Annotated in this window: 21 protein-coding genes; 5 read left to right on the top strand and 16 right to left on the bottom strand. The window is 49.4% G+C overall.

Features of this window, described 5'->3' with window-relative positions; all coding sequences use genetic code 11:
* Positions 1–79: 79 nt before the first annotated feature.
* The 12 genes from AC50X8_RS07610 to AC50X8_RS07555 form a co-directional block, all read right to left on the bottom strand.
* Complete coding sequence (locus tag AC50X8_RS07610) at positions 80–2,665, bottom strand: beta-mannosidase (protein WP_494879197.1); 2,586 nt, start codon at positions 2,663–2,665, stop codon at positions 80–82.
* Between the two features lie 174 nt (positions 2,666–2,839).
* A complete protein-coding gene (locus AC50X8_RS07605; RefSeq protein WP_494879196.1) occupies positions 2,840–4,162 on the bottom strand; it encodes an ABC transporter substrate-binding protein in 1,323 nt (440 codons plus the stop codon).
* A 133-nt stretch (positions 4,163–4,295) separates the two neighbouring features.
* Positions 4,296–5,501: a glycoside hydrolase family 130 protein gene (locus AC50X8_RS07600; RefSeq protein ID WP_494879195.1), complete on the bottom strand. Its 1,206-nt coding sequence runs from the start codon at positions 5,499–5,501 to the stop codon at positions 4,296–4,298.
* Positions 5,502–5,553: 52 nt separating this feature from the next.
* Positions 5,554–6,798 (bottom strand): AGE family epimerase/isomerase, encoded by a 1,245-nt coding sequence (locus AC50X8_RS07595; RefSeq protein ID WP_494879194.1) that lies wholly within the window; start codon positions 6,796–6,798, stop codon positions 5,554–5,556.
* 15 nt (positions 6,799–6,813) lie between these two features.
* Positions 6,814–7,740, bottom strand: a complete 927-nt coding sequence (locus tag AC50X8_RS07590; protein WP_494879328.1) for a glycoside hydrolase family 113 — start codon at positions 7,738–7,740, stop codon at positions 6,814–6,816.
* A 76-nt stretch (positions 7,741–7,816) separates the two neighbouring features.
* Positions 7,817–8,653: a carbohydrate ABC transporter permease gene (locus AC50X8_RS07585; protein ID WP_056040449.1), complete on the bottom strand. Its 837-nt coding sequence runs from the start codon at positions 8,651–8,653 to the stop codon at positions 7,817–7,819.
* A 3-nt stretch (positions 8,654–8,656) separates the two neighbouring features.
* The gene (locus AC50X8_RS07580; RefSeq protein ID WP_056040451.1) at positions 8,657–9,535 is read right to left on the bottom strand and encodes a carbohydrate ABC transporter permease; all 879 of its coding nucleotides are present in this window, start codon (positions 9,533–9,535) and stop codon (positions 8,657–8,659) included.
* A gap of 134 nt (positions 9,536–9,669) precedes the next feature.
* A complete protein-coding gene (locus AC50X8_RS07575; protein WP_494879193.1) occupies positions 9,670–11,178 on the bottom strand; it encodes a response regulator transcription factor in 1,509 nt (502 codons plus the stop codon).
* Between the two features lie 31 nt (positions 11,179–11,209).
* A complete protein-coding gene (locus AC50X8_RS07570) occupies positions 11,210–13,066 on the bottom strand; it encodes a sensor histidine kinase (protein ID WP_494879192.1) in 1,857 nt (618 codons plus the stop codon).
* Between the two features lie 12 nt (positions 13,067–13,078).
* Positions 13,079–14,146 (bottom strand): LacI family DNA-binding transcriptional regulator, encoded by a 1,068-nt coding sequence (locus AC50X8_RS07565; RefSeq protein WP_494860280.1) that lies wholly within the window; start codon positions 14,144–14,146, stop codon positions 13,079–13,081.
* Positions 14,147–14,430: 284 nt separating this feature from the next.
* Complete coding sequence (locus tag AC50X8_RS07560) at positions 14,431–15,186, bottom strand: Crp/Fnr family transcriptional regulator (RefSeq protein WP_494879191.1); 756 nt, start codon at positions 15,184–15,186, stop codon at positions 14,431–14,433.
* 229 nt (positions 15,187–15,415) lie between these two features.
* Positions 15,416–16,408, bottom strand: a complete 993-nt coding sequence (locus AC50X8_RS07555; RefSeq protein WP_494879190.1) for a Gfo/Idh/MocA family protein — start codon at positions 16,406–16,408, stop codon at positions 15,416–15,418.
* Between the two features lie 181 nt (positions 16,409–16,589).
* Here AC50X8_RS07555 and AC50X8_RS07550 point away from each other — a divergent pair, with 181 nt between their 5' ends.
* From AC50X8_RS07550 to AC50X8_RS07535, 4 genes are all read left to right on the top strand, one after another.
* Positions 16,590–16,976, top strand: a complete 387-nt coding sequence (locus AC50X8_RS07550) for a DoxX family protein (protein ID WP_056040464.1) — start codon at positions 16,590–16,592, stop codon at positions 16,974–16,976.
* A gap of 174 nt (positions 16,977–17,150) precedes the next feature.
* The gene (gene pssA / locus AC50X8_RS07545; protein WP_056040466.1) at positions 17,151–17,675 is read left to right on the top strand and encodes a CDP-diacylglycerol--serine O-phosphatidyltransferase; all 525 of its coding nucleotides are present in this window, start codon (positions 17,151–17,153) and stop codon (positions 17,673–17,675) included.
* A gap of 7 nt (positions 17,676–17,682) precedes the next feature.
* Positions 17,683–18,174 (top strand): DedA family protein, encoded by a 492-nt coding sequence (locus tag AC50X8_RS07540; protein WP_056040469.1) that lies wholly within the window; start codon positions 17,683–17,685, stop codon positions 18,172–18,174.
* A gap of 222 nt (positions 18,175–18,396) precedes the next feature.
* Positions 18,397–19,161: a MerR family transcriptional regulator gene (locus AC50X8_RS07535; RefSeq protein ID WP_494879189.1), complete on the top strand. Its 765-nt coding sequence runs from the start codon at positions 18,397–18,399 to the stop codon at positions 19,159–19,161.
* 108 nt (positions 19,162–19,269) lie between these two features.
* On the opposite strand, the gene thrS is transcribed toward AC50X8_RS07535, so the two are convergent.
* From thrS to AC50X8_RS07515, 4 genes are all read right to left on the bottom strand, one after another.
* Positions 19,270–21,228 (bottom strand): threonine--tRNA ligase, encoded by a 1,959-nt coding sequence (gene thrS / locus AC50X8_RS07530; RefSeq protein WP_494879188.1) that lies wholly within the window; start codon positions 21,226–21,228, stop codon positions 19,270–19,272.
* A gap of 92 nt (positions 21,229–21,320) precedes the next feature.
* Entirely contained in the window at positions 21,321–21,551 is a 231-nt protein-coding gene (locus AC50X8_RS07525) for a hypothetical protein (protein ID WP_056040474.1), read from the bottom strand.
* Positions 21,552–21,602: 51 nt separating this feature from the next.
* Entirely contained in the window at positions 21,603–22,811 is a 1,209-nt protein-coding gene (locus tag AC50X8_RS07520) for an MFS transporter (protein WP_056040477.1), read from the bottom strand.
* Between the two features lie 258 nt (positions 22,812–23,069).
* Entirely contained in the window at positions 23,070–23,417 is a 348-nt protein-coding gene (locus AC50X8_RS07515; RefSeq protein WP_056040479.1) for a hypothetical protein, read from the bottom strand.
* Positions 23,418–23,614: 197 nt separating this feature from the next.
* Between AC50X8_RS07515 and AC50X8_RS07510 the strand changes: the two genes are divergently transcribed.
* Positions 23,615–25,867, top strand: a complete 2,253-nt coding sequence (locus AC50X8_RS07510) for a heavy metal translocating P-type ATPase (RefSeq protein WP_494879187.1) — start codon at positions 23,615–23,617, stop codon at positions 25,865–25,867.
* The last annotated feature ends 79 nt before the right edge of the window (positions 25,868–25,946 follow it).

Raw genomic sequence — 25,946 nt, 5'->3', positions numbered from 1 at the left:
GCAGCCATTATAGCTGAAAGCGCTTCATTCTGTCATCTCTTTTTTTATAAAAAACGCCGCTATTTTTTGCTCGGGCTATTTATTCATTCGCTTGAACAATAAAATCGACCATTGAACGGGCCGTCACGCGGCTATCCTGCTCTGTTCCGCCCGTGCTTGCACCTGCGTTGAAATCTCCCAGTTCATGCGGTATAAACGTGACCGTCTTAACCGTGCCTGGCAGCAAATCAAAGAAATTATCACTGAAGCGGCCTTCACGCTCGCATGTCAGCCAGACGCCTTTGGCCAGCGTATTCGTCTCCAGCGTCCACTGTGCAACGCCGTTGTGCTCGGACTCTGTTATTTTGAGCTCGGCCTGCGCCAGCGTGATGTCCTTCATTGCCTCAAAATAATGCAGCTCGCTTGCCAGGGTGCCGCCATCTGTTTCATCCAGCAGCTCTGCCAGCAATACGCTTGCTGCGGTGTCGGCAGCTCCAAGCAGCTCGGAGCGCTGAAGCGTCAGCACATTAGCCGCAGTATTTGCTGTTACGCGGACAGGAGTACTTTGCTCGCCCAGCAGCTCACCGCTAAAGCTGTACAGGCGCAGGCGCAGCTGGCCTCGTACGGGAACAAGCTGATCGGATACGATGTGGAAGCTGATTTCCCCTGCTTCCTTGCGATCGTCTACCGACAGCAGGCAGTCTGCGAAGCTTCGTGCTGCATAATATTGCAGCGCCTTCCAGCGACCGTAATAATCCATGCCCGCCCAGGAGGCTACAGGCCAGCAATCATTCATCTGCCAATACAAGGAGCCCATGCAATACGGCTTGCGGCGGCGATGTGCTTCAATGGCCGTTTTCATCGCCTCAGCCTGCAATATTTGGCTCATATACAAAAACGAAGGGAAATCCTTCGGCTCGGACATATACATCTCCATATATTGCTTAATGAGACGGTTGCCGGCGCCATTTTTCTGATGGGCGAGCATGACTGTGGATTCCAGCTCCATATCCGCCTCTTCCGCATAGCTGCGCACCGATTTGTATTCCGGGAACGACTGGAAGCCATATTCGCTCATGAAGCGCCCGACGTAGCGATTATAGTTTTCGAATGGCTCTACATTATGCCAGACGCCCCAATAATGAATATCTCCGCTAATCGAGGAAGAATCCGAGTGCTGCGTAAGGTCGCCGGTCAAATCAACCATTGGCGAGGAAGGCCAATAATCGATTCCTACCGTCAAGGACGCTACAGCTTCTGGCAAAATGCGATGGAAAATCGCCTCATAGTCTGCCCATAGTTTCATTTGCTGCTCCTGCGTGTACGATTTTTTCCAGCCCCAGCCGCCATCTGGAATATAATGCGACCATGCGGTATCGATTTCATTATTGCCGCACCATAGGGCGATCGACGGATGATTGCGCAGACGCCTAATGTTATCTTCAGCTTCCAGCTGCACGCTGCGCAGAAACGCTTCGTCACCCGGATACATGCTGCATGCAAACATGAAATCCTGCCACACGAGGAGGCCATATTGATCACACAACTCATAGAAGGCTTTTTCCTCGTAAAAGCCCCCGCCCCAGACACGAAGCATGTTCATATTTGATTGTACGGCGCTTACGATTTCATGTTTATAACGGTCGTAGCCGACTCTCGTCGTAAAGCTGTCATTTGGAATATGATTCGCGCCTTTGGCGAAAACCTGAACCCCATTCAGCTCCATATAAAAGGAAGTGCCGACCTCGCCCTGCTGCCTAACGAGCCGGATTGTGCGAAGTCCCGTCGTTACCTTTTGCGAATCATATCGAACTTCGTTATTGCTATGCCAGCATTCGATCTGGAACGTGTACAGTTCCGGCTCGCCCAGGCCTCTGCACCACCATAGGCGCGGATTTTCAACTTCAAACGGAATTTCAATCGTCTGTTTGCCTGCGGCTAAAGAAGCAGAATGCCCGCTGAACATGCCATTATCGGATGCTGCCAGCTTCAGCAGGACATCGCATTCGCGCTCAGCCTCCAGTTCAATGACGGCTGTAAGCTTCGCTAGCTCTGCCCGCACCTCATCCTGACGGATGTATACATCGGTAATCCGGACATAGGACCAGCCCTCCAAATATACGGGACGCCAAATACCGCTCGTTACGAAACGCGGGCCCCAGTCCCAGCCGTAGTGGTAGGGGGCTTTACGGGCAAATACGCTAATCTTCTTATCGTCAAGTCCGCCTACTTCGGATTGATCATTTGGTGCCGGCAGCGCATAACCAAGCTGAGCCAGCTTCGGCAAATCTTCTTTAATCGGCGAGCGGAACAAAATACGCAGCTCATTGTCGCCAGCTGTCAACCTGTCCGTAACATCAACTCTCCACGTACGAAACATATTATCTGCCGCCAGTACATGTGAACCATTCAAATACACATCCGCATAAGTATCGAGGCCCTCGAACACGAGCTCCTGCTTCGCCCCAGCAAGCTGCTCCGGTGAAGGCTGAAAGCTCGATACGTATTCCCAGTCTTTTTTGTCCACCCACTGCGCGTCCTTCTCATTCGTTCCGTAAAAAGGATTTGTCAGCCGGCCATTTTGAATTAAATCCGTATGTACATAGCCTGGCACGGCAGCAGGCAGCCATTCTCCCTGCTCTTGTTCCTTAAATCTCCAATTCCCAATCGTCCATTGCTCTTTCATCGTATCCTCCTGAAAATGAAAAAAGTCAGCTAAACACATGAAACCTTACTCCGGGGACTGAGCCGCCGAAGCAAGGTTGCCATGCATTTTACCGCTAATTTAACACTAATAAATATATTGTTTATGACTTGTGTTGCTCTATTAAGATAAATCAGCTAGTGGAAGCTGCTATACTTAGTAGCCCAAAGCTGTTTTAGCTTCTTTCCATTTCGCATTCAGCTTGTCGAAAGCTGCTTGCAGATCGTCACCAACCAGATACTCTTGTACATAGTTGCCAGTACCGATGCCGATTTGCGCTTTATTGGCAATTTCATTGAATTTTGGATCTGTAGCTTCGCTTTCCAGCAGTGTTGGGTTAGTTGCTTGGAACTCAGCCAATTGAGCAATTGTCGACTGTGCCGACTTGTCGATTGGCATGAATCCGGATTGCTCTACATAACCGGACTCTTTCACGAAGAAGTTGACCCAAGCTGTCGCAAGCTCTTTGTTTTTGCTGTCTTTGCTTACGCCAACCAAATAATCCGAACCAAGCGGTGCATTGTATTTGCCGCTATTGTCGTATGGAAGCGGGAAGAAGCCAATGTCGTCTGACGATGCGCCAGCGCCTACGATTTGTGGAATGACCCAGTTGCCAAGGAAGTACATAGCCGCTTTACCCGATGCAACCTCGCCTTTCGACATTTCCCAGTTGTTTGTCGACAGATCTTTTTCAACCCAGCCTTTTTCAATGAAAGTACGGCCGATATTGGCAAGAATACCCCAAGCGTTGTCCACTTTGAATGGTGCTTCATCTGTTACGAGCTTGGATACAAACTGCGGATCGCCCGCAACGTACCATGCAGAGCCGTCACCCCAGTTGCCCATTGGCCATTGTGCGCCATAGTTCATATAAAGTGGAATGATGCCTGCAGCTTTCAGCTTTTCCGCATCCGCATACAGCTCATCAAGCGTAGCTGGAACTTTATCGATGCCTGCTGCTGCAAAAGCTTTTTTGTTATACACGATCCCTTGCGTATTTACGCCGGTCGACAATCCATAACGTTTGCCATCGAACAGCGACAGGTCAGCGAAAAAAGTATTGGTGAAAAAATCATCCGGCAGCGGTTCAAAATATTTCGGATATTCCGAAACGGCAAGTCCAGCCGGAAGCATCAATACGTCGCCTGCTTCGCCCGTTGTTAGGCGAACTTGGATGTCTGTCGCATAGTTCGTCAAGCCTTCAAACTCAATTTCAGCTTTCGGATATTTTTCTTTAAAAGCTGCTGCGTATTTATCTAGCGTCCCATCGTTGAGAAAATCGGTACGATGCGTCAAAACTTTAATTTTGCCGCTCAGCTCGCTAGCTGCGCTTGCTTCCGGGCTTGCCGCGGAATCGCTAGGGCTTGCCGAAGCAGAGGCTGCTGGAGCGCTTTCGGCCGGCGTATTATTGCCGCCACAGGCAGCGAGAATGGAAGTCATCAATAAAATTGCGGAAGATAAAGCCAAGCTTTTTTTCATTTTGTTTCCCCCTGAGTCATATTTGGTATCGCTTACATCGTAATCATATACGCTATGAAAGCAAAATAATATGACGCTGTTTTGTTTTTATTGTCATGAATTATGCTAACAGCGTCATCGTTTGTTAGTTTGCTTAGCTGCGGCGCAGAAAAGCGTATTCCGCCTGCTCCATCAATTGGAGATTGCGGCTGATCAGCTCCGTGCGCTGCTCGACGCTTGCCCGGGACCGCAGATGATCCGGCGGCGTTTGCTTCACATAATCGACAAGCTGGTCGATACTCGTTGCAGCAACATGTACTCTTGTATCGGAGGAAGCATAATAAATGTACACTTCGCCGCCAGGAAGCTGGACAGCTCCATTACAAAATACGACATTGGATACATCGCCTATCCGTTCAATCCCCTCCGGGGCAAGCAAATGACCACCTGGTGCGTACGTAACTTTGCTCGGATCATTCAAATCCGTCATGAACGCATACAGGACGTAACGAAGTCCTGCCGCTGTATTGCGCACACCGTGAGCAATATGGAGCCAACCTTCAGCCGTTTTTAGCGGCGCTGGACCCTGTCCATTTTTCACTTCTTTAATCGTGTGGTAAAGCTTGCTGTCGACGATTGTTTCTTCGGCGATGACAGCTGGGTTCATGCTCTCTGACAAGCCCCAGCCGATGCCCCCGCCTGCGCCTGTGTTAATAAAGCCGTCCTGAGGGCGCGTATAAAAGGCATATTTGCCGTCGACAAATTCAGGATGCAGCACGACATTTCGCTGCTGTGGCGACGGAGAAGCAAGATCCGGCAGACGCTCCCAGGTGCGCAAATCCTTCGTGCGGGCAATGCCGCCTTGCGCAACCGCGCTTGACGTATCGCCAGCTGGCGCTTCCGGATCTTTGCGCTCGGTGCAGAACAACCCGTAAATCCAGCCGTCCTCATGCTTCACAAGCCGCATATCATACACGTTTATATCCGGATCTTCCGTTTCCGGCAGCAGTACGGGATAATCCCAGAAGCGGAAGCCTTCTGCCGGAGAGTCGCTTTCAGCAACTGCGAAAAAGGATTTGCGATCAGCACCCTCTACCCGAACCATCAAATAAAACTTCCCACCCAGCTCAATGGCTCCCGGATTGAAAGCGGCATTAACACCAATTCGCTCCATTAAATACGGATTAGTCTCCGGGTCCAAATCATAACGCCAGTACAGAGGCGTGTGCTCATTCGTAATAACGGGATGCTCGAATCTTGCAAATACTCCATTGGACTGCGGAACTTGTTTATTAGGCGCATGAAGCAGCTGCTCATGCCGATCCGATATTTCTTTAAGCTGTTTCAACCATTGATTCATAAGGGCCTCCTTATTATTCATGTCTTATTTATGTCTGCTTTATTTATGTCCATTAATTATTAATGCCATTAATCTTAATTCGTTCCAAGCGCTCGATAGCTTCAAAGCAAGCCCGGCTGTTATGGTACGGACATTTCCATGGATCGATTTTTGGATAGCTTGTATCTGCCACACCTTCACGGGATACTTGCCAGTGCCACTCGCCTGTCTCCTTATCGGATACGCAAGCTGCAATGAACTGCCAGCTGCCCCAAGCGGCATTCAAATACCGCTCCTCCTGCGTCAGCTCATAAGCATTCAGAAACCCAACCATCGCTTCCGCCTGCGGCCACCAATCCTTCGCTGCATCCAGATGTCCGTCTCCGTCGGCTTCATTATAAACGCCGCCATCCGCATCTACGCCCTCGGCAAGCGTGACGTGGGCCATTTGAATAGCAGCTTCCCGCACGCGTTCCTCAAGCGCTTTATCGCCCAGCACTTCAGCCGCCTCCCACAGCAGCCAGCTTCCTTCTATATCGTGGCCATACGAGACATGGCGGGATATGGAGTTCCATGCATCATCAAAAAACAGCTTAAAGTGATGACTTTGCGGATCAATGATGTAATCCAAATGCAGCTCAATGAGCGTCTTCAGCTTGTCGCGAAGCCCTTCCGGCTTCCATACCCGATACAAATTCGTATAAGCTTCCAGCACGTGCAAATGCGTGTTCATCGATTTCCGCTCATTGAGATCCTTGCCGCTGAGGCTCAAATCATCCGTTTCCTGCCAGTTTTGCGCCAGCGCTTCAATATAGCCCAGATGAACCGGATCAAAGGCATGCTTCTCCAGCAATCTGTAAATTTCCTCTGCCCACGGCAGCACGTCCTGCTTGCCAGTAGCCCGTACATATTCCGCTAGCGCATAAATAACGAAGGCCTGCCCATATACTTGCTTTTTCGTCTGAACCGGCTGCCCGTCCTTATCGACCATCCAATACAAACCGCCATACTCCTGATCGTGAAAATGTTCCCGCAGCGCACCCAAAGCCCGCTCTGCCAATTCCAAATAAGGCGCTTCCTTATAAATGCGGTACGCTGACGAGAATGACCACAAAATCCGTGCATTGAGCACGAGGCCCTTATCTGCATTTTCCGAAATGGACCCGTCGCTTGCCATATGTCCAATAAATCCGCCGTTCTTCTCATCTACCGCATGCTTCATCCAGAAGCCAAGAATTTGCTCGCGCACTTCCTCCGTCAGCGATTTTTGCCACTCTACAAAATCCAGCATGTTTTGCGTTCCTGTTACGTTGCTCATTTTTCTTTCGCCTCCCTAGCTTACTGGCTGTCCTTGTCCCTTGGCATAGTAAGCGCGGATGACCGCTGCCGAACGTTTGCCATACATGCAATAATCATCGTTGCGGGCAGCATCTTTCACATCGTAAAGCTGAGCTGGCCAATCCCACAGCATGTAGCCGAGCATCCAATCGCGCTGGGCACAAGCAGCAAACATCGCTTCATAATAACGCTCCTGCTCGATTTCAGACGGCGCGCCTGGCAGCGACCAGTCATTCGGCTTTGCAGCCGAGCCATCACGGCTCGGACAGCCCGCCTCCATGAAGAAAAACGGCTTATTCCACTTCGCAATGCCCGCCTCTATACGATCAAGCTGCTCCTCGAATTGATCAATCGGATAATAGCCGCTGGACGAAATAATATCGACGGCATCCCACCAGCCCACTCGCTCTTCCTGATATTTATCGCAGTTATAAGTAATAGGTCCACTGTATAGCGTCCGTACCAAAGCAATTAAATCGCGCCATTCCTGCTCGCGTTTGTCCGTCTGGACCATTTCACAGCCGATGCAAAACATTTCGCAGCCCTCTTCCTCGGCTATCGCTGCATAATAGGCAATGAATTTTCCGTAGGAAGCGAACCATTCCCCCCAGCTCGGCTCCCCTGGCGTGTCCTGGTCGAAGAAGCCGATATGTGCCCGCCAAGTGCCATTTCCAACATTGACTACTGGCTTGAGGCATACTTTAATGCCGTGCCTTTTCGCCTCGCGAATCGCCCAGCGTATTTCCTCATCACTAACCGTCGGCTCGCTCCAATATGGAATTTCCGTCGATTGCGGCGTATCTTGAACTGCTGCGAACGCAATCGCCGTCCAGTTAACGTTCAGCTTGGCCATTTCAGCGATGGAAGCCGCCGCCGCAGGCCCCGCCCACGTACCACGAACTCCCGTCCAGCCCCATGTCATTCCAAAAACCTGCTCATTCCACTGCTGCAAGTGTGCTTCCCCCTTCAATTCGCTAACCTTGTATTGGATCGCCCTGTTATTTGACCGCACCGCTCGTTACCCCGGCGAAAATAAACTTTTGCATCGAGAGGAAAATCGCTACCGTCGGAATGAAAATTATTAAAATGCCCGCGGATATCACGTTCAGCTGAGCGGCATTCGGCCCGACAAAGGCATAAATAGCCGTCGATACAACCTTTAGCTTCTGGCTTGGCATATACAGATAAGGCGTGTAAAAGTCATTGTAAATCGAGATCGTCTTCAAAATAACGAGCGTCGCTGTTGCTGGCCCGAGCAGCGGGAAAATAATCGAGCGATAAATTTTAAACAGTGAAGCGCCTTCCATCATTGCGCTTTCGTCCAAATCTTTCGGAATACTGTTGACGAATTGCAAATAGATGACGATTTGCAGCACGTCGGCTCCCAAATAAAGAATGATTGGCGCACCCATCGTGTTGTAAAGCGAGAAATACTTAATGACGCTAAATGTAGCAACCTGCGTCGTAACCATAGGAATGACTTGGGCCACAAGGTACATGCCCATAATTCCCTTTTTCAGCTTAAAATCAAATCTTCCCAGCGCGTACGCCACCATCGTGCCGAACATAATGTTGCCCGCTACAGCGATGACCAAAATGATCGCAATATTGCGGAAGCCAAGACCGAGCTTGCCGATGTCGAACACCTTTTGAAAATTATCAAAATTCAAGAAATTTGCTGGCAAAGCAAGGCCGGATTGATAATACTCGACCTGTGTCTTAAACGCCCCGGTTACAATGGAGTACAGTGGGAATAAGACGACGAACAGCGCAAGAACCAGCGTTACATATTTGAAAATTGTAAATAATGGTGAACCTTCTCTACTCTGCCCCATCCTCTATTCCCCTCCTTTGAACAAAAATTTGCGCTGAATAACGATAAAGAGCAGAACCATCAATAGCAGCACAACCGCCATCGCCGAGGCAAGGCCGAAGTTTTGATATTTGAATGCCGTATCCACCGTCTTGATGACGAAGGTTGACGTATCGTTCGCACCTAGCAGCATGACATAAGGAATATCGAATGCTTCAAGCGCTCCTGTCAGCGTTAAAATAAGCATGAGCTCCAGCACTTTGCGAATGCTTGGCAGCGTGATGAATCTGAACTTCTGCCAGCCCGATGCGCCATCGATCGAACCCGCTTCATACAAATCGTCTGGAATCGACTGCAAGGCGCCGATGAAAATAACCATGTTCAGCCCCATATACTTCCACATGGAGATGAAGGCAAGCGAGAAGTTGACCAAATGCTTATCGCCCAGCCAGCTTTGCTGCCATGATTCAAGTCCAATGGCCCCAAGGAGCGTGTTTAGCGAGCCGTATTCCACATGGTAAACGTTTTTGAACATAATGACCGTTGCTACGCTGTGCAGCACATAGGGCAGAAACAAAATGACCCGAAACCCATTGCGTCCCCGCAGCTTGCCAGTCAATATGACGGCAAAATACAAGGAAAAGACAACTTGTATTAAACCACCGATGAAATAATAAGCATTGTTTTTAAGTGCTCCGAATACTTCGGGCTTGGTGAAAATCTCCTTGTAGTTGTCGAGGCCAATAAAATTCATATCCCAGCCAAGACCGCTCCAATCCGTCAAGCTGTAATACAGCAAAGATACGGCCGGGTAATACGAGAAGGTCAGCGACAGTAGGACGGGAATTGTCAAAAACCCGAACAAAATTAAATATCGCTGCGTTTTGTAAGAGAACTGATGCATAAGGCCACCCTCGCTTTCTTTTAATGAACACCATTGTTAGCGTTTTCATCATTATAGGAGATGCCGGGCCCGATTATAATGGTCTTTGTTATGTTTTATTGTCTTCAATTTGGATAACGGGAACCTAACTTTCTTCACCTAACTTTATCGCGATATTCCTTCGGTGTTAGGCCGGTCATTTTTTTGAACACTTTAGTGAAATAAGCCGGATCGGCATACCCTACCCGCTCACCGACCATATACGTTTTCAGCCCCTGCTCCTGCCGCAGCAGCTGCTTTGCTGCCTCAATCCGTACAGAAATCATGTAGTCGGTAATCGTCTCGCCCGTCTCCGTCTTGAACAGCTTGCTTAAATAGCTTGGCGTCAAATATACAATATCCGCAAGGCGCTGCAGCTCAAGCTCCTCGGTAAAATGCTGCTGGATATACGATTTAACTTTATCTATAGCTCTATTATCCGATCGCGCGCTGCCTAGCAAGGCGCTAATTTCCTCCATGCCCGTCCGCATACTTTGGGCGAAAGCTTCCCAATTTTCGCTAGCTTCCGGGTCGATCGGCATATTCACCTGCCCATATGCAAGCTGAACGCTGCGTTTTTTCAGCTCCTCGGCAATGAGTGCTCTAATGCCAAAGCATACCTCCTGCAGCTCCTTCCAGCAAATGCGCTGGGCGGCAGCCTCCTGCAGCCAGCTGTCAAATGCAGTCTGCGCCAAGGCGAAATCATTCATTTGCAGCGCCGGCAGCAGCTCCTTGCCCACAATATGCGTCAAACGCAGCAAATGATCAACAGGTGCAACACGGCTAACAGCGCCGGAGCACCAGCGCGGCTCCGTATTATACCAAGCATGCTGATAGGCGGAAAAAGCTTCGCTATAAGCATTCGTTAGCCAGCTGCTGCCGCGAAAAATGCTGCTGAAGCCTACTTTTGCACGCGTAAAGGCTGGCATTCGCTGAAGCAGTATAACAGCGAGCTCCCTGACGGTCTCGGCATGGTCGGAATCGTGAATGGCGATGAGGATAATCCGTCTGCCGCCTTCACCAGTAATAATCATTCGCTCACGCAGCCAGTCAGCCATAAACCGCTCCAACCGAACTTCGTCCAGCTCAGGGGAAGTCGTTAATAGCAGCACCGCGTAGTGATGGAGAAACAAGGGCAGCTGATCAAGCGTTCCGCACACATCCTCCACGACATAGGAAGGGAGCTGCTTCTCATCCGCGTAAAGCAGCAGGCTGATTAAATCGCCCGACTCCAGGCGGCTGCGGCTGCGCTCCTGCTTCACCTTGCTGTTCACCTTGGCGAGCAGGCGAATGAGCTCATCCAGGTTTACTGGCTTCAACAAATAATCCTCTGCTCCCTGCCGCAGCGATTCTCTGGCAAATTCGAAATCATTAAATCCGCTCAGCACAGCAAATTTAATATTTTTACCTAGCTTCTTTACTTTGGCAATGAGCTGGAGCCCTGTCATCTGCGGCATTTTTATATCCGTCAGCACAAAATCGGGATTAAGATGATCCAGTTGGTCAAGCAGCTCCTGCCCGCTGCCAAATGCGCCAATAATTCGGTATTCCTCGCCTGCCTGCTCAATGAGCTTGCATAATCCCAGCCTAATTCGTTCCTCGTCGTCTACAACAACTATATTCATCGTTGCCACTCCTTCCTTTTCGCTGCGCTTTTCATTCCTGTTCCAGCGGCATCCGAATCGTTACCCGTGTTCCCTTCCCCTGCTCGCTGTCGATCGTTAAGCCATAGCTGACGCCAAAACGCAGCTTCAGGCGCTCATGCACATTGCGCAGTCCAATGCCTCTTCCGTTTGGCTCTAGCGGCTCGGCAGCAGTCAAGGCATTGCGTACCCGAAGCAGCTGTGCTTCCTCCATCCCGCAGCCATCATCGGCAACGGTAAACCACTGCTCTCTGCCGACGATTCCCCAGTCAATGCGAATGAGCATCGTTTCCCGTGAATCCTCATACGCATGGTTGACGGCATTTTCCACAATGGGCTGGAACAGCAGCTTCATAACCCTTATGCCCCAGGCTGCTTCTCCCTCCGGAAGCTCCAGTTGAAACCGATCGCCGAAGCGGTCGTTAATCAGCCGCATATACATGCGCAAATGCTCAAATTCCTGGCTGGCCGTCACCGTTTCATCTCCTGCATGAATGCTGTACCTGAGCTGCTGCCCAAGAAGCTGGACCATCTCAGCTGCCTCAGGATCATCGTTCAGCACAGCGGTCATCCGAATCGACTCCAGCGTATTGTATATAAAATGAGGATTAATCTGGCGCTGCAAGCTCTCCAGCTCGATCTGGTTTTTACGCTGCTCCATGCGGTAAATGTTTTCAATCAGCAGCTGGATTCTCACCATCATGCGGTTAAAGGCATTGCCAAGCATGCCGACTTCATCGCGGCGGCGCACCGGAAAGGCGACATCGAGATTGCCCGCCTGTACCTGCTTCATCAGCTTCACCATTTCGCGCATCGGCTTCGTCAGCGCAAAAATCAGCACAATCGAAATGAGCAGAGCCAGCGTCATAATGGCGATTGCTGCCGCTGCCGTGTAATTACGCGTCTGAATCGCTTCGGCCTCCACCTGCTCCTTCGGAATGAGAATAAGAGTGAGCCAGCCGGATTCCTCGGATTTACGATAAATGACGAGCTGCTCCTTGCCATTTTTATCGACGATGTAGCTGCCGTTTTGTCCTTCTGCCTGCTGGAGCAGCGCATCGCCGGATAAATTTTCAGCAAGAAAGGCTTGCTCGCTGTCATAAATAACGGTACCCGCCTCATCCAATATGAGCGTTGTGCCTTTCGTCGTCTCATCCAGATCATTCACAACGTTCTCAATGACTTCAATGCTGGCATCGACCGCAATCATGCCGACGGAGTGGTAGGTGCTGTCAATAATATTGCGTACGATCGTGAATACATACCGCTTGCGATTCGTATCGCCGCTTACCTCCTGCGTGCTGATCAGCACAGGCTTGCCATTGGCAGCAGCAGCGGTTTCATGCCAGCGATTATAAAACTCAGGCAGATTGGCGCGGGCGCCCCCGCTCTTCATGACATAATAGGGATTGCCGTACGCATCAAATAAATAGACGCTGCTGGCGCCTTCCTTAATATTGTTCATAAAATAAATGCTGCTTTCGATTTTGCGCTGGATTTGCAGCTTCATTTGTATATTTTTTCCGTCATGCAGATTAGGGTTGCCTCCTGTTTCGGCTTCCACCTGCGAATAATAATGATTAGAGAGCTTAAGCCCCTCCTGAATTTCGCCGAGATAGGAAGGTATAATCGAAATTTTTTTCATATCCTTCGTATAGTCGTCGAGCTTGCTGACCATTTTGTCGGAAATTTCCGCTGCATAGGTAACTGTATTTTTCTCAATCGTATTCGTATAACGCAGCGAAGAAATATAAGTAAGCCCGCCAACCGGAATAATGATCAGCAGTACGAACACGATAAACAGCTTTGCTTCCATGCGGGTTGCCGGAAAGAAAGTCCAGCGCCGCAGCCCAAATTTCGAGTCTCCCATCGCATTCGCCCCTTAGCTTTGCGTCATGGAGCTGGAAGTCGATTCACGCATGACGAAATCGCCCGACAGCAAAATTTTCTCTTGCGGGCTGCTCGGGTGCTTCAGCCGGCGCAGCAGCATTTCCACAGCACGGCGGCCGAAAGCCTCCTTCTGCACATCGACGGTGCTGAGCGTAGGCTTTGACCAAGCCGCATCCTCAATATTGTCAAAGCCGACAACGGAGCATTCGCCAGGAACGGCAACATGTAGCTTAGCCAGCACCGTCATGATGCAGATGGCAATGGAATCATTGGCGCAAATGAAGGCGGTCGGCAGCGCTGCTTCCTGGACCATTTTTTTCACAATCAGCTCCAGTGCCTCTGTCATTTCTGATCGGTTATTTCCCTCGAACGTCAACAGCGCAGACTCCTGCTCTTGCACAAGCCCATGCTCCTCCAGCATGGAGCTATACCCGAGAAAACGGTCAAGAAAGCTGCGCGAATAGTGAGTGTTGCCGACAAATTGCAGCTTGCGGTGACCGCAGCCGATTAAATAATTGGTCACTCTGCGCATGCACTCCATATTGTTCATAAAGAGCGTATCCGACGGAATCAGCGGGTCTTCATGATCCACCAGCACGAAAGGAATGCCCAGACTTCTAATTTCAAGCAGCATTTGCGAGGTGATTTGGCCAACGCCAATAATGCCGCAAATGCTGCTCGGGTTAATGAACTGCGAGAAATGATTTTTGAACTGCTCCGTAATCATCATCGTGCCAATTTCCCGCTCCTCCAGCTCCATCGTAATGCCATCCAAAATTTTGCCCCAGAAAAAAGAGTCCCGCGTCTGGTATCTCACGTTAGGCACAAGCAAAATGACTGTATCGCGTGTTTGACGCTCGCTTGCTTTGTCGCCGCTTAAGCTGGCGGAAGGAGCTTTGAGCTTCTGTCCGGAAAAATAGCCGAGCTGCGTGGCAACGCTGACTATTTTCTCGCGCGTCTCCGCACTAACGCCCGGCTTTCCTGAAAGCGCTTTAGAAACAGCGAATTTTGAAACATTTAAATAGTCAGCAATTTGCTGCATCGTCACCTTGTTAGCCATAGCTGCACATCCTTTAGTTAAAATAGAGATATCGGTTAGTTTTGTTAGGTTTCGTTAATCATTTATAAGCTAACATTAGCATACGAACGACTTCCTGAAAAGCTTGTTTGCAAAATAAAAAAGACCCGCTTCAGCAGCGGATCTTTCAGCAGATCAAAATGATAAATTAGGCCTCTCTAACAGCACTCTATTATATATAGAAGAAACACGTCGCACACTGTTCAAATGGCAAGCCTAAATGCTAGCAGCATTTAACGCCGTCCATTCTGTGCTATCCCCATTTATTAAAACATCGCGCGGTTGCTGCTGTTCAGCTTTTGCTCAATCGACTGCTTGCTTTGTTGGGTAAACAGCAATCGCCCTTTTTTTACGACGAATAGCTTCTCTTCTTTCAGCATTTTCATAATTCGATTGACACTGCGCACCGCTACGCCAAGCTGCCGCGCCATTTCCTCACGAGTGGCAAAGAGCTCAAACACGGGCTTTTTCTGAAAATCAGCATGGCCCAATGCCTCGTAAAAATAGGCCAGCAGCTTATGCTCCATTGAATAAAAGCTGTTTTCAAGCGTCTTTCTCCCCTGCTGGAAAAGCTTATTCGCTAGCTGATCGTTCAATCGGTGCAGAAAAGCGGGACTGTTGATGACCCACTTTTTGAAGCGCTGCTTATCGAGGGCAAGCAGCGTAGACTCGCGTGTCGTCTCGACCTGATTAATAAACGGCATATCTAGGCTAATCTCAATATCGCCGATGACGTCGCCCGGCAGCAACATCGCGAGCCGGAACATTTTACCGTCGGATAGCTTTCGCTCTACAGCAAGCTCGCCGGAAATCAAAATATACACGTAGACCATGTCGCTGGCTTGATCACATACCGTCTCGCCCGGATGAAAGCGGCGCACTTCCCAGCAGTTCTGCACCTGCTCTGGAAGCTCGTCAAACATCTCCTTCAGCCAGCCATGTCCCTGAATGATCCGTTCAATGGAATCTGTATCTGTACGCAATTCTGTACGCAATATGGCACCTTCTCTGCTGTCGCTCATCCTCAGTTTCTTAAATGTAAACCTATTTTACCCTTTTAAAAAGGACATATGTCCTTTTTGGCAAAGTTTTTTCAGCCGTCACTTGCTCTCATACTGAATGCTGAGGCCTGCATGGCAAAAAGACAGCAAAAAAGCCGCGAATCATCGCGGCAATCAAGGCTTTTCAAACTTTTAGACGGAGCTGGAAGCGTTCATGCTGGTGATCCTCGCAGATTTACAGTGATTAATACTAGTTCAGTGCGTTCAAAATGCGGCCACATAAATCCATTGTGCCAATGTTGTCCCGACCACTCGAATTCGGCGTCAAATTTTGCTTGCAGCAGGCGATGAAATGGGCCATTTCACCGACAAAGCCGCGCGTATATAGGTCGCCAAAGCAGCCGGACATCGTGGAAATCGACGGCGTCAGCACCGTTGTTTCCTCGGACAGCGTCTGGTACGACGAGGAGCCAGACATAAGCGACTTGTGAATCGACAGCTTTTTGGAATCTTCGGCTACGACATGGCCGTTGTCGAAGGTAACCAGCACGCTTTCACTTTCGCTCGACCAAGCGGTCATGCCTGCAAAATAAACGCTGCCGGAAATACCGTTGTCGAATTTCAAAGAAAACGACTGGGAAATATTTTCGCCCAAATTGTTGTTAAACCCTGCAACTTGCGCCACTTCGCCAAACAAGCCGCGCATGAGATCAACGAGATGGATGGCAGCAAGCTTTAGGAATTGCTCCTCGTTTTTGCTAAAGCCTGTACTATCGCAGGCAAAACGAATTTGGAACGAGCGCGCTGCTCCGAGCTCGCCAGACTCAATCAGCTCTTGAAGCTTCAGATAGATCGGGGCATAACGTTTCATAAAGCCGACCATCAGCACGACGCCAGCCTTCTCAGCTGCTTCCGCAATGGCTGCCGCTTCTTCGGCAGTCCAGCCTAGCGGCTTGTCGACGAATACATGTTTACCAGCTCGAATGCAGTCCATTACGATTTCCGTTTGATCGCCAGGCTGAGCTACAACAATAACGCCATCGCACTCTTCATTTTGCAGCATTTGCTTGTAGTCATCATACGGTGTCCCGCTGCTGCCGAAACGTGTAAGAGCTGCTTGCGAACGCTCCAGGCTTCGGGTGGATACTGCTGCAATTTCAGCTCCTGCTTCTACTGCGGATGGAAAAATATTCGTCGAGGCATGAAAGCCTGCACCGATAAAACAAAGTTTTGCTTGGCTCATCATTTATCGCTCCTGTTCATCATATCGACAACGACATTAGCACATTTTCATACTCTGATACAAGCAAGCGGAAAAAATAAATTATTTTCTGCACGATATTGACTTAAAAATGAGATTTCAGTATGATTGCTCCTTAGAACGAGTGTAATGGCGTATGTATACGAGGAAGGATGATTTATAAATGTTAGATTTAGGGTTATTAATAATCCGTTTAGTTATTGGACTCCTTATGATTGGCCATGGCTGCAAGAAGCTGTTCGGCTGGTTCGGCGGCGAAGGGATTCAAGGAGCAGCTGGTTTTTTTGAGGCGATTGGCCTCCGTCCTGGTGCAATGATGGTCGTATGCGCTGGACTTGCCGAGCTGATCGGCGGAGTATTATTTGCTTCCGGTCTATCGGTTGTGGCGGGTGCAGTGCTGCTGATTTTGACGATGATTGTTGCCATCGTCAAAGTACATGGCAGCAAAGGACTCTGGTCGGTTAACGGCGGGTTTGAGTACAATTTAGTGATGATGGCATCGCTGCTTGGTGTCGCCCTTGCTGGCGGAGGCGCCTATTCATTTATGTAAAGATGAAAATCGACATTAAAATTTAACATTGTCGTTTAATAAAGTGAATTAATAGGGATTTTGTCGTTAAAGATATAAAAGAGGGACAAGTGGACACATAAAAGTCACAGCCGCCTGTTACATTATTAACCTGCAAGTAAAAAAAGGATTTCATTCATCAAGGGGCTGATTGACATGAATAAAAACTGGCTGCCCTCCCTCTGTACATTATTGAATTTGGGAGCCGGGACATTGTCTTTACTTTTTACGATAAAAGCCGAGTATAAGCTTGCTTTCGCCATGGTTATGACGGCTGCTTTATGGGATGTACTTGATGGACTGCTTGCCAGATGGCTTCATTGTGCAAGCGACTTCGGCAAACAGCTGGATTCGCTGGCTGATCTGGTCTCCTTTGGAATCGCGCCTGTATTTCTGGTCCTGCTGTACAAGCTCGACGGTTCATTGTGGCTAGGGCCGATTGCCGCTGTATTATTTCTAGCTTGCGGCGCGCTGCGTCTGGCAAGATTCAATATAAAAGGCCAAGTGAAAGGTTTTGTTGGTTTGCCGATTACAGCCGCCGGGGTTATTTTGGCGCTTGCTCCTTTTTTAAATAGTCAAATGAAGCCTGCTGCTGCTCTCGCCTTAATGGGTCTGCTTTCTGTCTTAATGGTCAGCCGAATTCCATTTCCCGCCTTCAAAAAAGACTACGCAAGGAAGTGAGCCGGTTATGACTTTTGCCATAGAAATGATTTCTCAGTACGGGTATTACGCCGTCTTCGGGCTGCTTGCTCTCGGCATTATCGGGCTTCCGGTTCCAGACGAATTATTAATGTTATTTATCGGATATTTATGTTCGATTATGGTGTTAAATTATTCCATTTCCTTGCTGGTTAGTTTCACGGGAGCTATAACGGGCATGCTTTTAAGCTACACGCTGGGCAAAACATTTGGACAGCCTTTAATCGACAAGCATGGCAAGTGGGTCGGACTCACAACCAAACGTTTTGAAAAGGTAAAGGGCTGGTTTGCCCGCTTTGGCATATGGACGCTGTTTTTCGGCTATTTCATTCCGGGTGTTAGGAGCATGACCAGCTACATTTCCGGCATTACTTCAATGCCTTTCCGCAAGTATTTGCTCATTACGAGTCTCGGCTCACTTACATGGGTGCTTATTTTTGTTACGATCGGCTACTTTCTAGGCGCCAGCATTAAATTTTAAATCAAAACATAAATGTAAAATCAAAACGATTAAGCCCCATCAGAAGAACACTCTCTTCTGACGGGGCTTTTGGTTGTATTTCAGGCCAAGTAAATCTTCCCATTACCTCTTCATTATAGCGGATTCAGATGCTTTTTAAGTGTCCTTCTCCATCAGGGAAAAATAACGGTTGACCTTCACGCGCCGTCAACGTGTACGATAAATTTGTCAGGAGGTGAGCATATGGAATACACCATTCAGAAGCTAGGCTATTTGGCTGGCGTTAGTACGAGAACGCTGCGTTATTATGATGAAATCGGCCTATTGAAGCCGGCACGCATCAACTCTTCAGGGTATCGGATTTATGGACTGAGCGAGGTAGAGCTGCTCCAGCAAATTTTATTTTACAAGGAGCTTGGCGTCACCTTGGAGGAAATTAAAGCGATTATTACGTCGCCTAATTTCGACGTTCATGCGGCACTGCTGGAGCATCGCAGCAAGCTGCTTGAGCGCAGGCAGCAGCTCGATCAGCTCATTGCCAATCTCGACCAAACATTATTGCAGAAGGAAGGGAAACAAACGATGAACGATAAAGAAAAGTTCGCAGGCTTCAAGCAGCAGCTGCTGGATGACAATGAGGCCAAGTATGGCGAAGAAATCAGGGCCAAATATGGGGAAGCAGCCGTCAACCGCTCAAACGATGCTATTAAAAATAGGACAGAAGCGCAGCACGCTGAAGTGGAAAAGCTCGGCGAGGATGTGCTGACGACGCTGGCGGCAGCCTTCCTGACAGGTGATCCTGCGGGCGAGCTGGCACAGAAAGCAGCTGACTTGCACAAGCAATGGCTGAGCTTCTACTGGGGCAGCTATTCGAAGGAAGCGCATGCTGGCGTTGCCCAAATGTACGTTGACGATGAGCGCTTCACTGCCTATTATGATGAGAAGCAGCCCGGTTCTGCTGGATTTTTACGCGATGCGGTGCTCGTTTACACAAGGCAGCCCTCTTAATCCAATGAAAAAGGACGGCACACCAAGCTTTATAGCCTGGATGCCGTCCTTTAGCTCTTTCCTGCTTTTTAGCTTATCGCCAGTAGAAAGTCCGGCAGCACAAGTCCGCTATACGCTCTCGTTAGCGTTCAGCTCTTTAGCTGCAACTTGCCGGGAAAGCAGCTCCACTAGCTGTGCGATGGACATCCCCTGCTGCTCATTCACGCCGCGCCTGCGAACCGAAACCGTCCCTTCGCTCGCCTCCTGGTCCCCGATTACGAGCGTATAAGGAATCTTCGCCAGCTGCGCCTCCCGAATTTTGTAGCCAAGCTTTTCGCTGCGAGCATCGACTTGCACACGAAGGCCTGCTTTCAGAAGCTGTTGCTTGACTTGCAGGGCATAATCCAAATGCACGCTTGAAACAGGAAGCAGCTTCACCTGTACGGGTGCGAGCCACAGCGGGAATGCGCCGCTGAAATGCTCTGTCAATATGCCCATAAACCGATCAATGGAGCCATATACGGCACGATGGATGACGACAGGACGGTGCTTTCCGCCATCCTCGCCGATATAAGTCAAATCAAACTTTTCAGGCATTTGAAAATCAAGCTGGATTGTTCCGCATTGCCAGCTGCGGCCAAGCGCATCGCGAATATGGAAGTCGATTTTCGGCCCATAAAAGGCGCCGTCCCCTTCATTGAGCATATAAGGGACATTTTGCTGGACCAGCACATTTTTGAGCGCTTCCTCCGCTTGATCCCATAATTGTGCCGAGCCCATGGAATCGGCTGGCCTAGTGGACAGCTCCACCCGATAAGTAAAGCCAAAGATCGAATAAATATCGTCAATGAGCGCCATTACTTTAGCGATTTCCTCCTCGATCTGATCGGGCCGGACGAATAAATGCGCATCATCCTGACAAAACGTCCGCACCCGCATCATGCCATTGAGCGCCCCGGAAAATTCATGGCGATGCACCTGTCCATACTCGGCAAGGCGGATCGGCAAATCTCGGTAAGAACGGAGCTCATTTTTGAATATGAGCATATGTCCCGGACAATTCATCGGTTTGAGGGCGAAAACCGCGTCATCAACATTTGTAAAATACATATTGTCTTTGTAATGCTCCCAATGACCGGACTGCTCCCATAACCGATTGTTCAGCATCAGCGGTGTACGAACCTCATCATAGGCCCGTTCGCGATGAATGCCGCGCTCCAGTTCCTCCAGCTCATTACGTATAATCATGCCATTCGGCAAATAAAACGGCATGCCAGGCGCTTCCTCCGAAAACATGAATAGCCCTAGCTCCTTGCCCAGCTTGCGGTGATCGCGCTTTTTCGCTTCTTCGAGCATATGGAGATGCTCCTCCAGCTGCTTGTTTTTCGGAAACGCTGTGCCATAAATGCGCTGCAGCACTTGGTTATTGGAATCACCACGCCAGTAGGCTCCCGCTGTGTGCAGCAGCTTGAACGCCTTAATCCAGCCAGTTGCTGGCAAATGCGGCCCGCGGCATAAATCGATAAATTCACCCTGTTCATAAAGCGAAATAACAGCATTTTCCGGCAAAGCTTGAATCAGCTCGACTTTTAGCGGCTCCTCTAGCTGCTCAAATAGCTGCAGCGCTTCCTCCCTGCTGACAACACGGCGAATGATCGGCAGATTTTGCTCTGCAATTCGGGCCATCTCCTGCTCAATGACGGCGAGCTGTTCATTCGGCAGCGGGCTTGCAATGGCAATATCATAATAAAAACCGTCGCTGATGACAGGCCCAATTCCGAGCTGAACCTCTTGCTTGCCATACAGCCGCTTCAATGCCTGCGCCAAAAGATGCGCTGTGCTGTGCCGATAAATTTCCACCCCCTCCGGACTGTCCAAAATAATGATTTCCACGTCGCTGTCTGCCTCTATGGAATAGCTTAAATCAACAGCTTCCCCATTGATTTTGCCAGCGACGGCTTTTTTTCGCAGCCCAGGACTGATTGATTCAGCGAGCTGTTCCATTGTTGTCCCAACTGGGCACCTTCTAATTGCGCCATCCGGCAGCTTGATTTGTATGTGATTTTGATTTTCGCTTTGATTTTTCATCGCTTGAGCCTCCACTTCTGCCTATTTATGAACGCAAAAAAAACGCCTCTATCCCGGAAAGGGACGAGTGCGTTCGGCTCGTGGTTCCACCCTTATTCGACCTTATCGCCAGCTTGCCACAGCCCTTGCTGCAGCGCCCCGGATAAAAGGCCCTTATTGGTATCCGTTATCGCAGATAAAGCGGTGAAGCTTACTTTCGCACAAGGGAGCGGGTTCAGCAGCACGGCTGCAAAGGGGTAAAACCATATCCGGTATCCGAAGAAGCTTGCAGCAATCGCTTCTCTCTCTGGGCGGCCCGAAATTGGAATCATGTCTTTGGTCAATGCCAGTTATGAAGATGTAGGTATTATATTACGACTGCTGGTTTAAAAAAGTCAAGTAGAAAAATGTTTTTCGGAGGCTGGCTGGCCTGCAGCCGCTTTATTTTTCACGGAAAGCAGTGTAATTCCCATAATGAGCACAATCGCGGCAACCGCGATAAAAGGCAGATGTTTATCCACCTGATATAAGGTCGTGCTTAGTATCGGCGCGATCACAGCGGACACTCCTTGAACCGATGCAACCATGCCTGCGACGCCGCCTTGCTGCTCTGGTGAAACGGAAAGCGAAGCGCCCGCCATAAAGCCCGGCATCATCAATCCCGCACCAATTCCGAATATAAAGAAAGCCGTATAAAAACCAATTAAGCTCATAGCAAAAAGAAAAATAGCCATGCTGACGAGCAAAAGCAAAGCGCCAGCAAGAATGAGCGGCTTTGGCTGCCATTTTGTATTTTTCATTTGCAGCCCTTGGGTAATAATCATCGCGACTCCGCTAAATATGAGGCCAAGCGATACCACGCGTGCGGTTTCCTGCGTCGTCAAAGCGAGCTGATCCTGAAAATAAAAGCCGCCAATGACTTGCAAAGTGACGATGCTCAGCATCGTGGCAAGTCCAGCAAACAAATACAGACGAAGCCCTTTGGCGAACGGATTAACTTTGGGCGGCTTCTCTCGAATGACCGGTTTTTGAGCGGGAATTAACAAGAGGACGACAACAAAGGCAATAAGCGGCAGCGCAGCACCGATATATAACGGCCATAGCAGCCCAATCAGGACAAAAACACCCGCAATTGCCGGTCCGAGCACCAGTCCCAGCCCATTGGCAGCCCCGATTAAGGCCATGCCGGCCGAACGCCCCTTTTCATCGGTCACATCCGCCATATAAGCTTGTGCCGACGAAGGTACGGCTGGAATGAATAGTCCAACCATCGCACGCGCTGCGATCAGCAGCACAACCAGCAGCGTTCCATTTATCATTTTCGACAGCCCAGCATACATGATGACCGTGAACAAAATGTAGCTGACAAACATGCCTATAAAACCGATTAAAATGACCGGCTTCCGCCCTAACGAATCGCTTCTTCGCCCCCATACCGGAGCCATCACGGCCATGGCAATGGAACCTAAGGAAATAATTAAGCCCGAGTGTGTTTCGCTTAGTCCCAATTCGCGGATAAGCGGCGGCATGACAGGAGCTATAATCATCAATCCAACCATGGCAACAAAAACGCTAAAAAATATACTGAGTCTAATTCGTACCATTTTCACCACTTCTCCTTTCGCAGCTGTTGTTTTGGCGCTGCTCTGCTTAAAGCGTAATCCAATGCGAAAATAGCGGCTACCTTAAAACGGATTCTAAATACCGCTAAACGGATTATTATTTAATCGTGCAATCCATTTACATTATGATATATATGGAAATTAATTTATGAAAAGAAATAAAAAAGACGTTTGCAGCGTTGGCAGTCTGAGCATAAACAATCTCAGTCCAACGGTTGCAATCGCCTTTTTGGGTGGAAATTATAGTTTATCAACCTGCAATAAAGAGATTTTTTTCGTTGTAAAGGTATCCTGCAGACTGGTTTCACTAATGACGTTTAGCTGCAGCAGGCTGGATACCTTTGCTGGGTCCACTTTGGAAACGAGGCGCCAGGCATCGGGCTCGGGAAGTGCTGCAAGCAGTTTCGCCTCATCGTATTCCCGCCTCTCCTGTGCGACAATTTTTACTTTATAGCGCCCTACAGTCAGCTCCCCTGCTTCCTGCTCTGCACAATAAGCTAAAATTTCCGTTCGCAGGCCAGCCAGCTCCTGCTCCAGTTCCTTTTGCTTCTGCTTAAGCTGGTAATATTTCTTCACCTTCTCGTTCAATTCATCACGCTCCTTCTACTCCCTATTTATATGCATTAGACACGCCGCTCCATGTCTTGCATAATCTGCTTTTAAACAGCTTTGCCTCATGATTCTGGAGCTAATTGGCAAAGATAGGTTTGACAGATGCTGTCATCGAGGCATATTATTTATATATGAGCACTTATTCATACATTGATAGGAAAGAGGGCTGAATCATGGTTGAGTATCGTGTTAAAGGTCTGACCTGCGGCCATTGCGCCCATACGATGGAGACGGAAATTCAAAAATTGACGTTTGGCGAAGATGCCAAGCTCAGCTATAATTCGGGCAAGCTGCTTGTCAATGCGCAAATTTCGATGCAGAAGGTTGAACAAATTTTGAAGTCGGAAGGCGCTTATTTAGAGAAGCTTTCTGCTCCCGCTGCCGTTAAAGGATCGGGATCGACCCATAGCGCTGATTCTCATGCTCATTCGGCTCATGACCACGCTTGCCATGACGGTCATTGCCATGAGGAAGCTGCTCATTCGCATGGCGACAGCCATGCTCACGACGACCATGGACATGATCATAGCCATGGAGGCGGAAACTCCCATATGCTGAAGCTGCTGCTTGCTTCCGGCGTACTCTATGGCGGAGCGCTGCTGCTGGAGCAGGCGCTAAGCGCACCACTGTTAATCGCTTTATACTTGGCAGCCATTGCCATCAGCGGTTATACGACCTTTTGGCGCGGACTGCGCAATTTGTTCAAGTTAAAATTCAACATTGATACGCTAATGACCATTGCGCTTGTTGGCGCCATCGCCATCGGCGAGTGGAAGGAAGCGACGCTCGTCGCCGTATTGTTCGGCGTCAATGAATGGCTGGAAGGCTACGGCATGGAGAAGGCGCGGCGTTCAATGGAGACGCTGCTGCAGGTAGCGCCAAAGGAAGCGACCAAGCTGATAGATGGAAAGGAATTGGTTATTCCCATTACCTCGCTGAAGGCGCAAGACATCGTCCGCGTCAAGCCGGGCGAGAAAATCCCATCGGACGGTGCTGTTACGGAGGGGAAAAGCTCGGTCAACGAAGCTGCCCTTACTGGCGAGTCGCTTCCGGTCGACAAAGCAGCTGGGGATACCGTATTTGGCGGCAGCATTAACAATGAAGGCGTACTGATCATTCGAATTGATAAAGCCTATGAGGATTCCTCGCTAGCGAAGATTTTGCATTTGGTTGAGGAAGCCCAGGAAACAAAGACGCCAACCGAGCTGTTTATTAATAAATTCGCCAAATATTATACGCCGCTTATTATGGCCATTGCTTTGCTTGTGGCTCTGCTTCCTCCTCTGCTGCTGCAAGGGGATTGGACAAAATGGCTTTATCAAGGCCTTTCTGTGCTGATTGTTGGCTGCCCATGCGCCCTTATTCTCTCTTCGCCCATTGCCATCGTTTCGGGTATTACGCGCAATGCCCGAAACGGCATTTTAATTAAAGGCGGCGTATATTTGGAGCAGCTTGGTAAAATCGATACGATTGCCTTTGATAAAACAGGCACCTTAACCAAAGGTGAGCCGCATGTCGTACAGGTGGAAGTTTATGAGGATGCACTTTTCTATAAGGTTGCCGGCGCGATGGAGCGCTCCTCCTCCCATCCGCTCGCTAAAGCGGTTATGAAGACTGTGCAAGAGAGCGGAGTCAGCTTGCCAGAGCCAGAGGAAATGATCAATGTAGCCGGCCGTGGAATGGAAGCTGTCATTGATGGAGAGCGCTACTGGCTCGGCAATGAGAAAAGCATCGCGCATTTAAGTTTTCCTGATCAGGTGCGCCACACGATCGAGCAGATGAAAGCGTCTGGACTCACGCTCGTCATTGTTGCAAATGCCAATCGAGTGCTTGGCGTGTTCGGAATCGCTGACGAAATTCGCGAGGAAAGCCGTGCGGTCATTGCTGCGCTTCATCAGCAGGGCATTAAACGTACGGTCATGCTGACGGGCGATCACCAAAAAACGGCCGATAAGGTAGCTTCGGCTGTCGGGGTATCTACTTTCTACGCAGGGTTGCTCCCTGAGGATAAAGTAGCGCGCATTAAAGAGCTTGGGGAAAGCGGCAAAGTCGCTATGATCGGTGACGGCATCAATGATGCTCCCGCTCTTGCCTCTGCCCAGCTTGGCATTGCCATGGGCAAGGGCACAGACAGCGCTATTGAAACAGCGGACATTGTGCTCATGCAGGATCATTTGGGCAAGCTGCCCGAGGCTATATCCGTTGCCAAGCAGGTAAACCGGGTGATTCGCTTCAACATTGCGGTTTCACTCGGGCTTAAGGTGCTTGCGCTGCTGCTGACCATACCAGGCTGGCTCACGCTGTGGATTGCCATTTTATCCGATATGGGCGCCACTATTTTCGTCACCTTGGTCAGCTTGACTATTCTCATCCCGCTGCGCAAAGCTCATGCGGTAAAATTAAGCAGCAGCAAGCCGCTGAAATAGAGACAAATTTTCGTTGTTGATTGGCTGGCCATTTTTAAAAAGGCAGAGGAACGGGCGCGCAAGGCCCTCTCCTCTGCCT

The organism is Paenibacillus sp. JT22N15, assembly GCF_059383755.1.
Note: the sequence above shows the minus strand (reverse complement) of the source record. Positions and strands in the feature narration are given on the sequence as shown.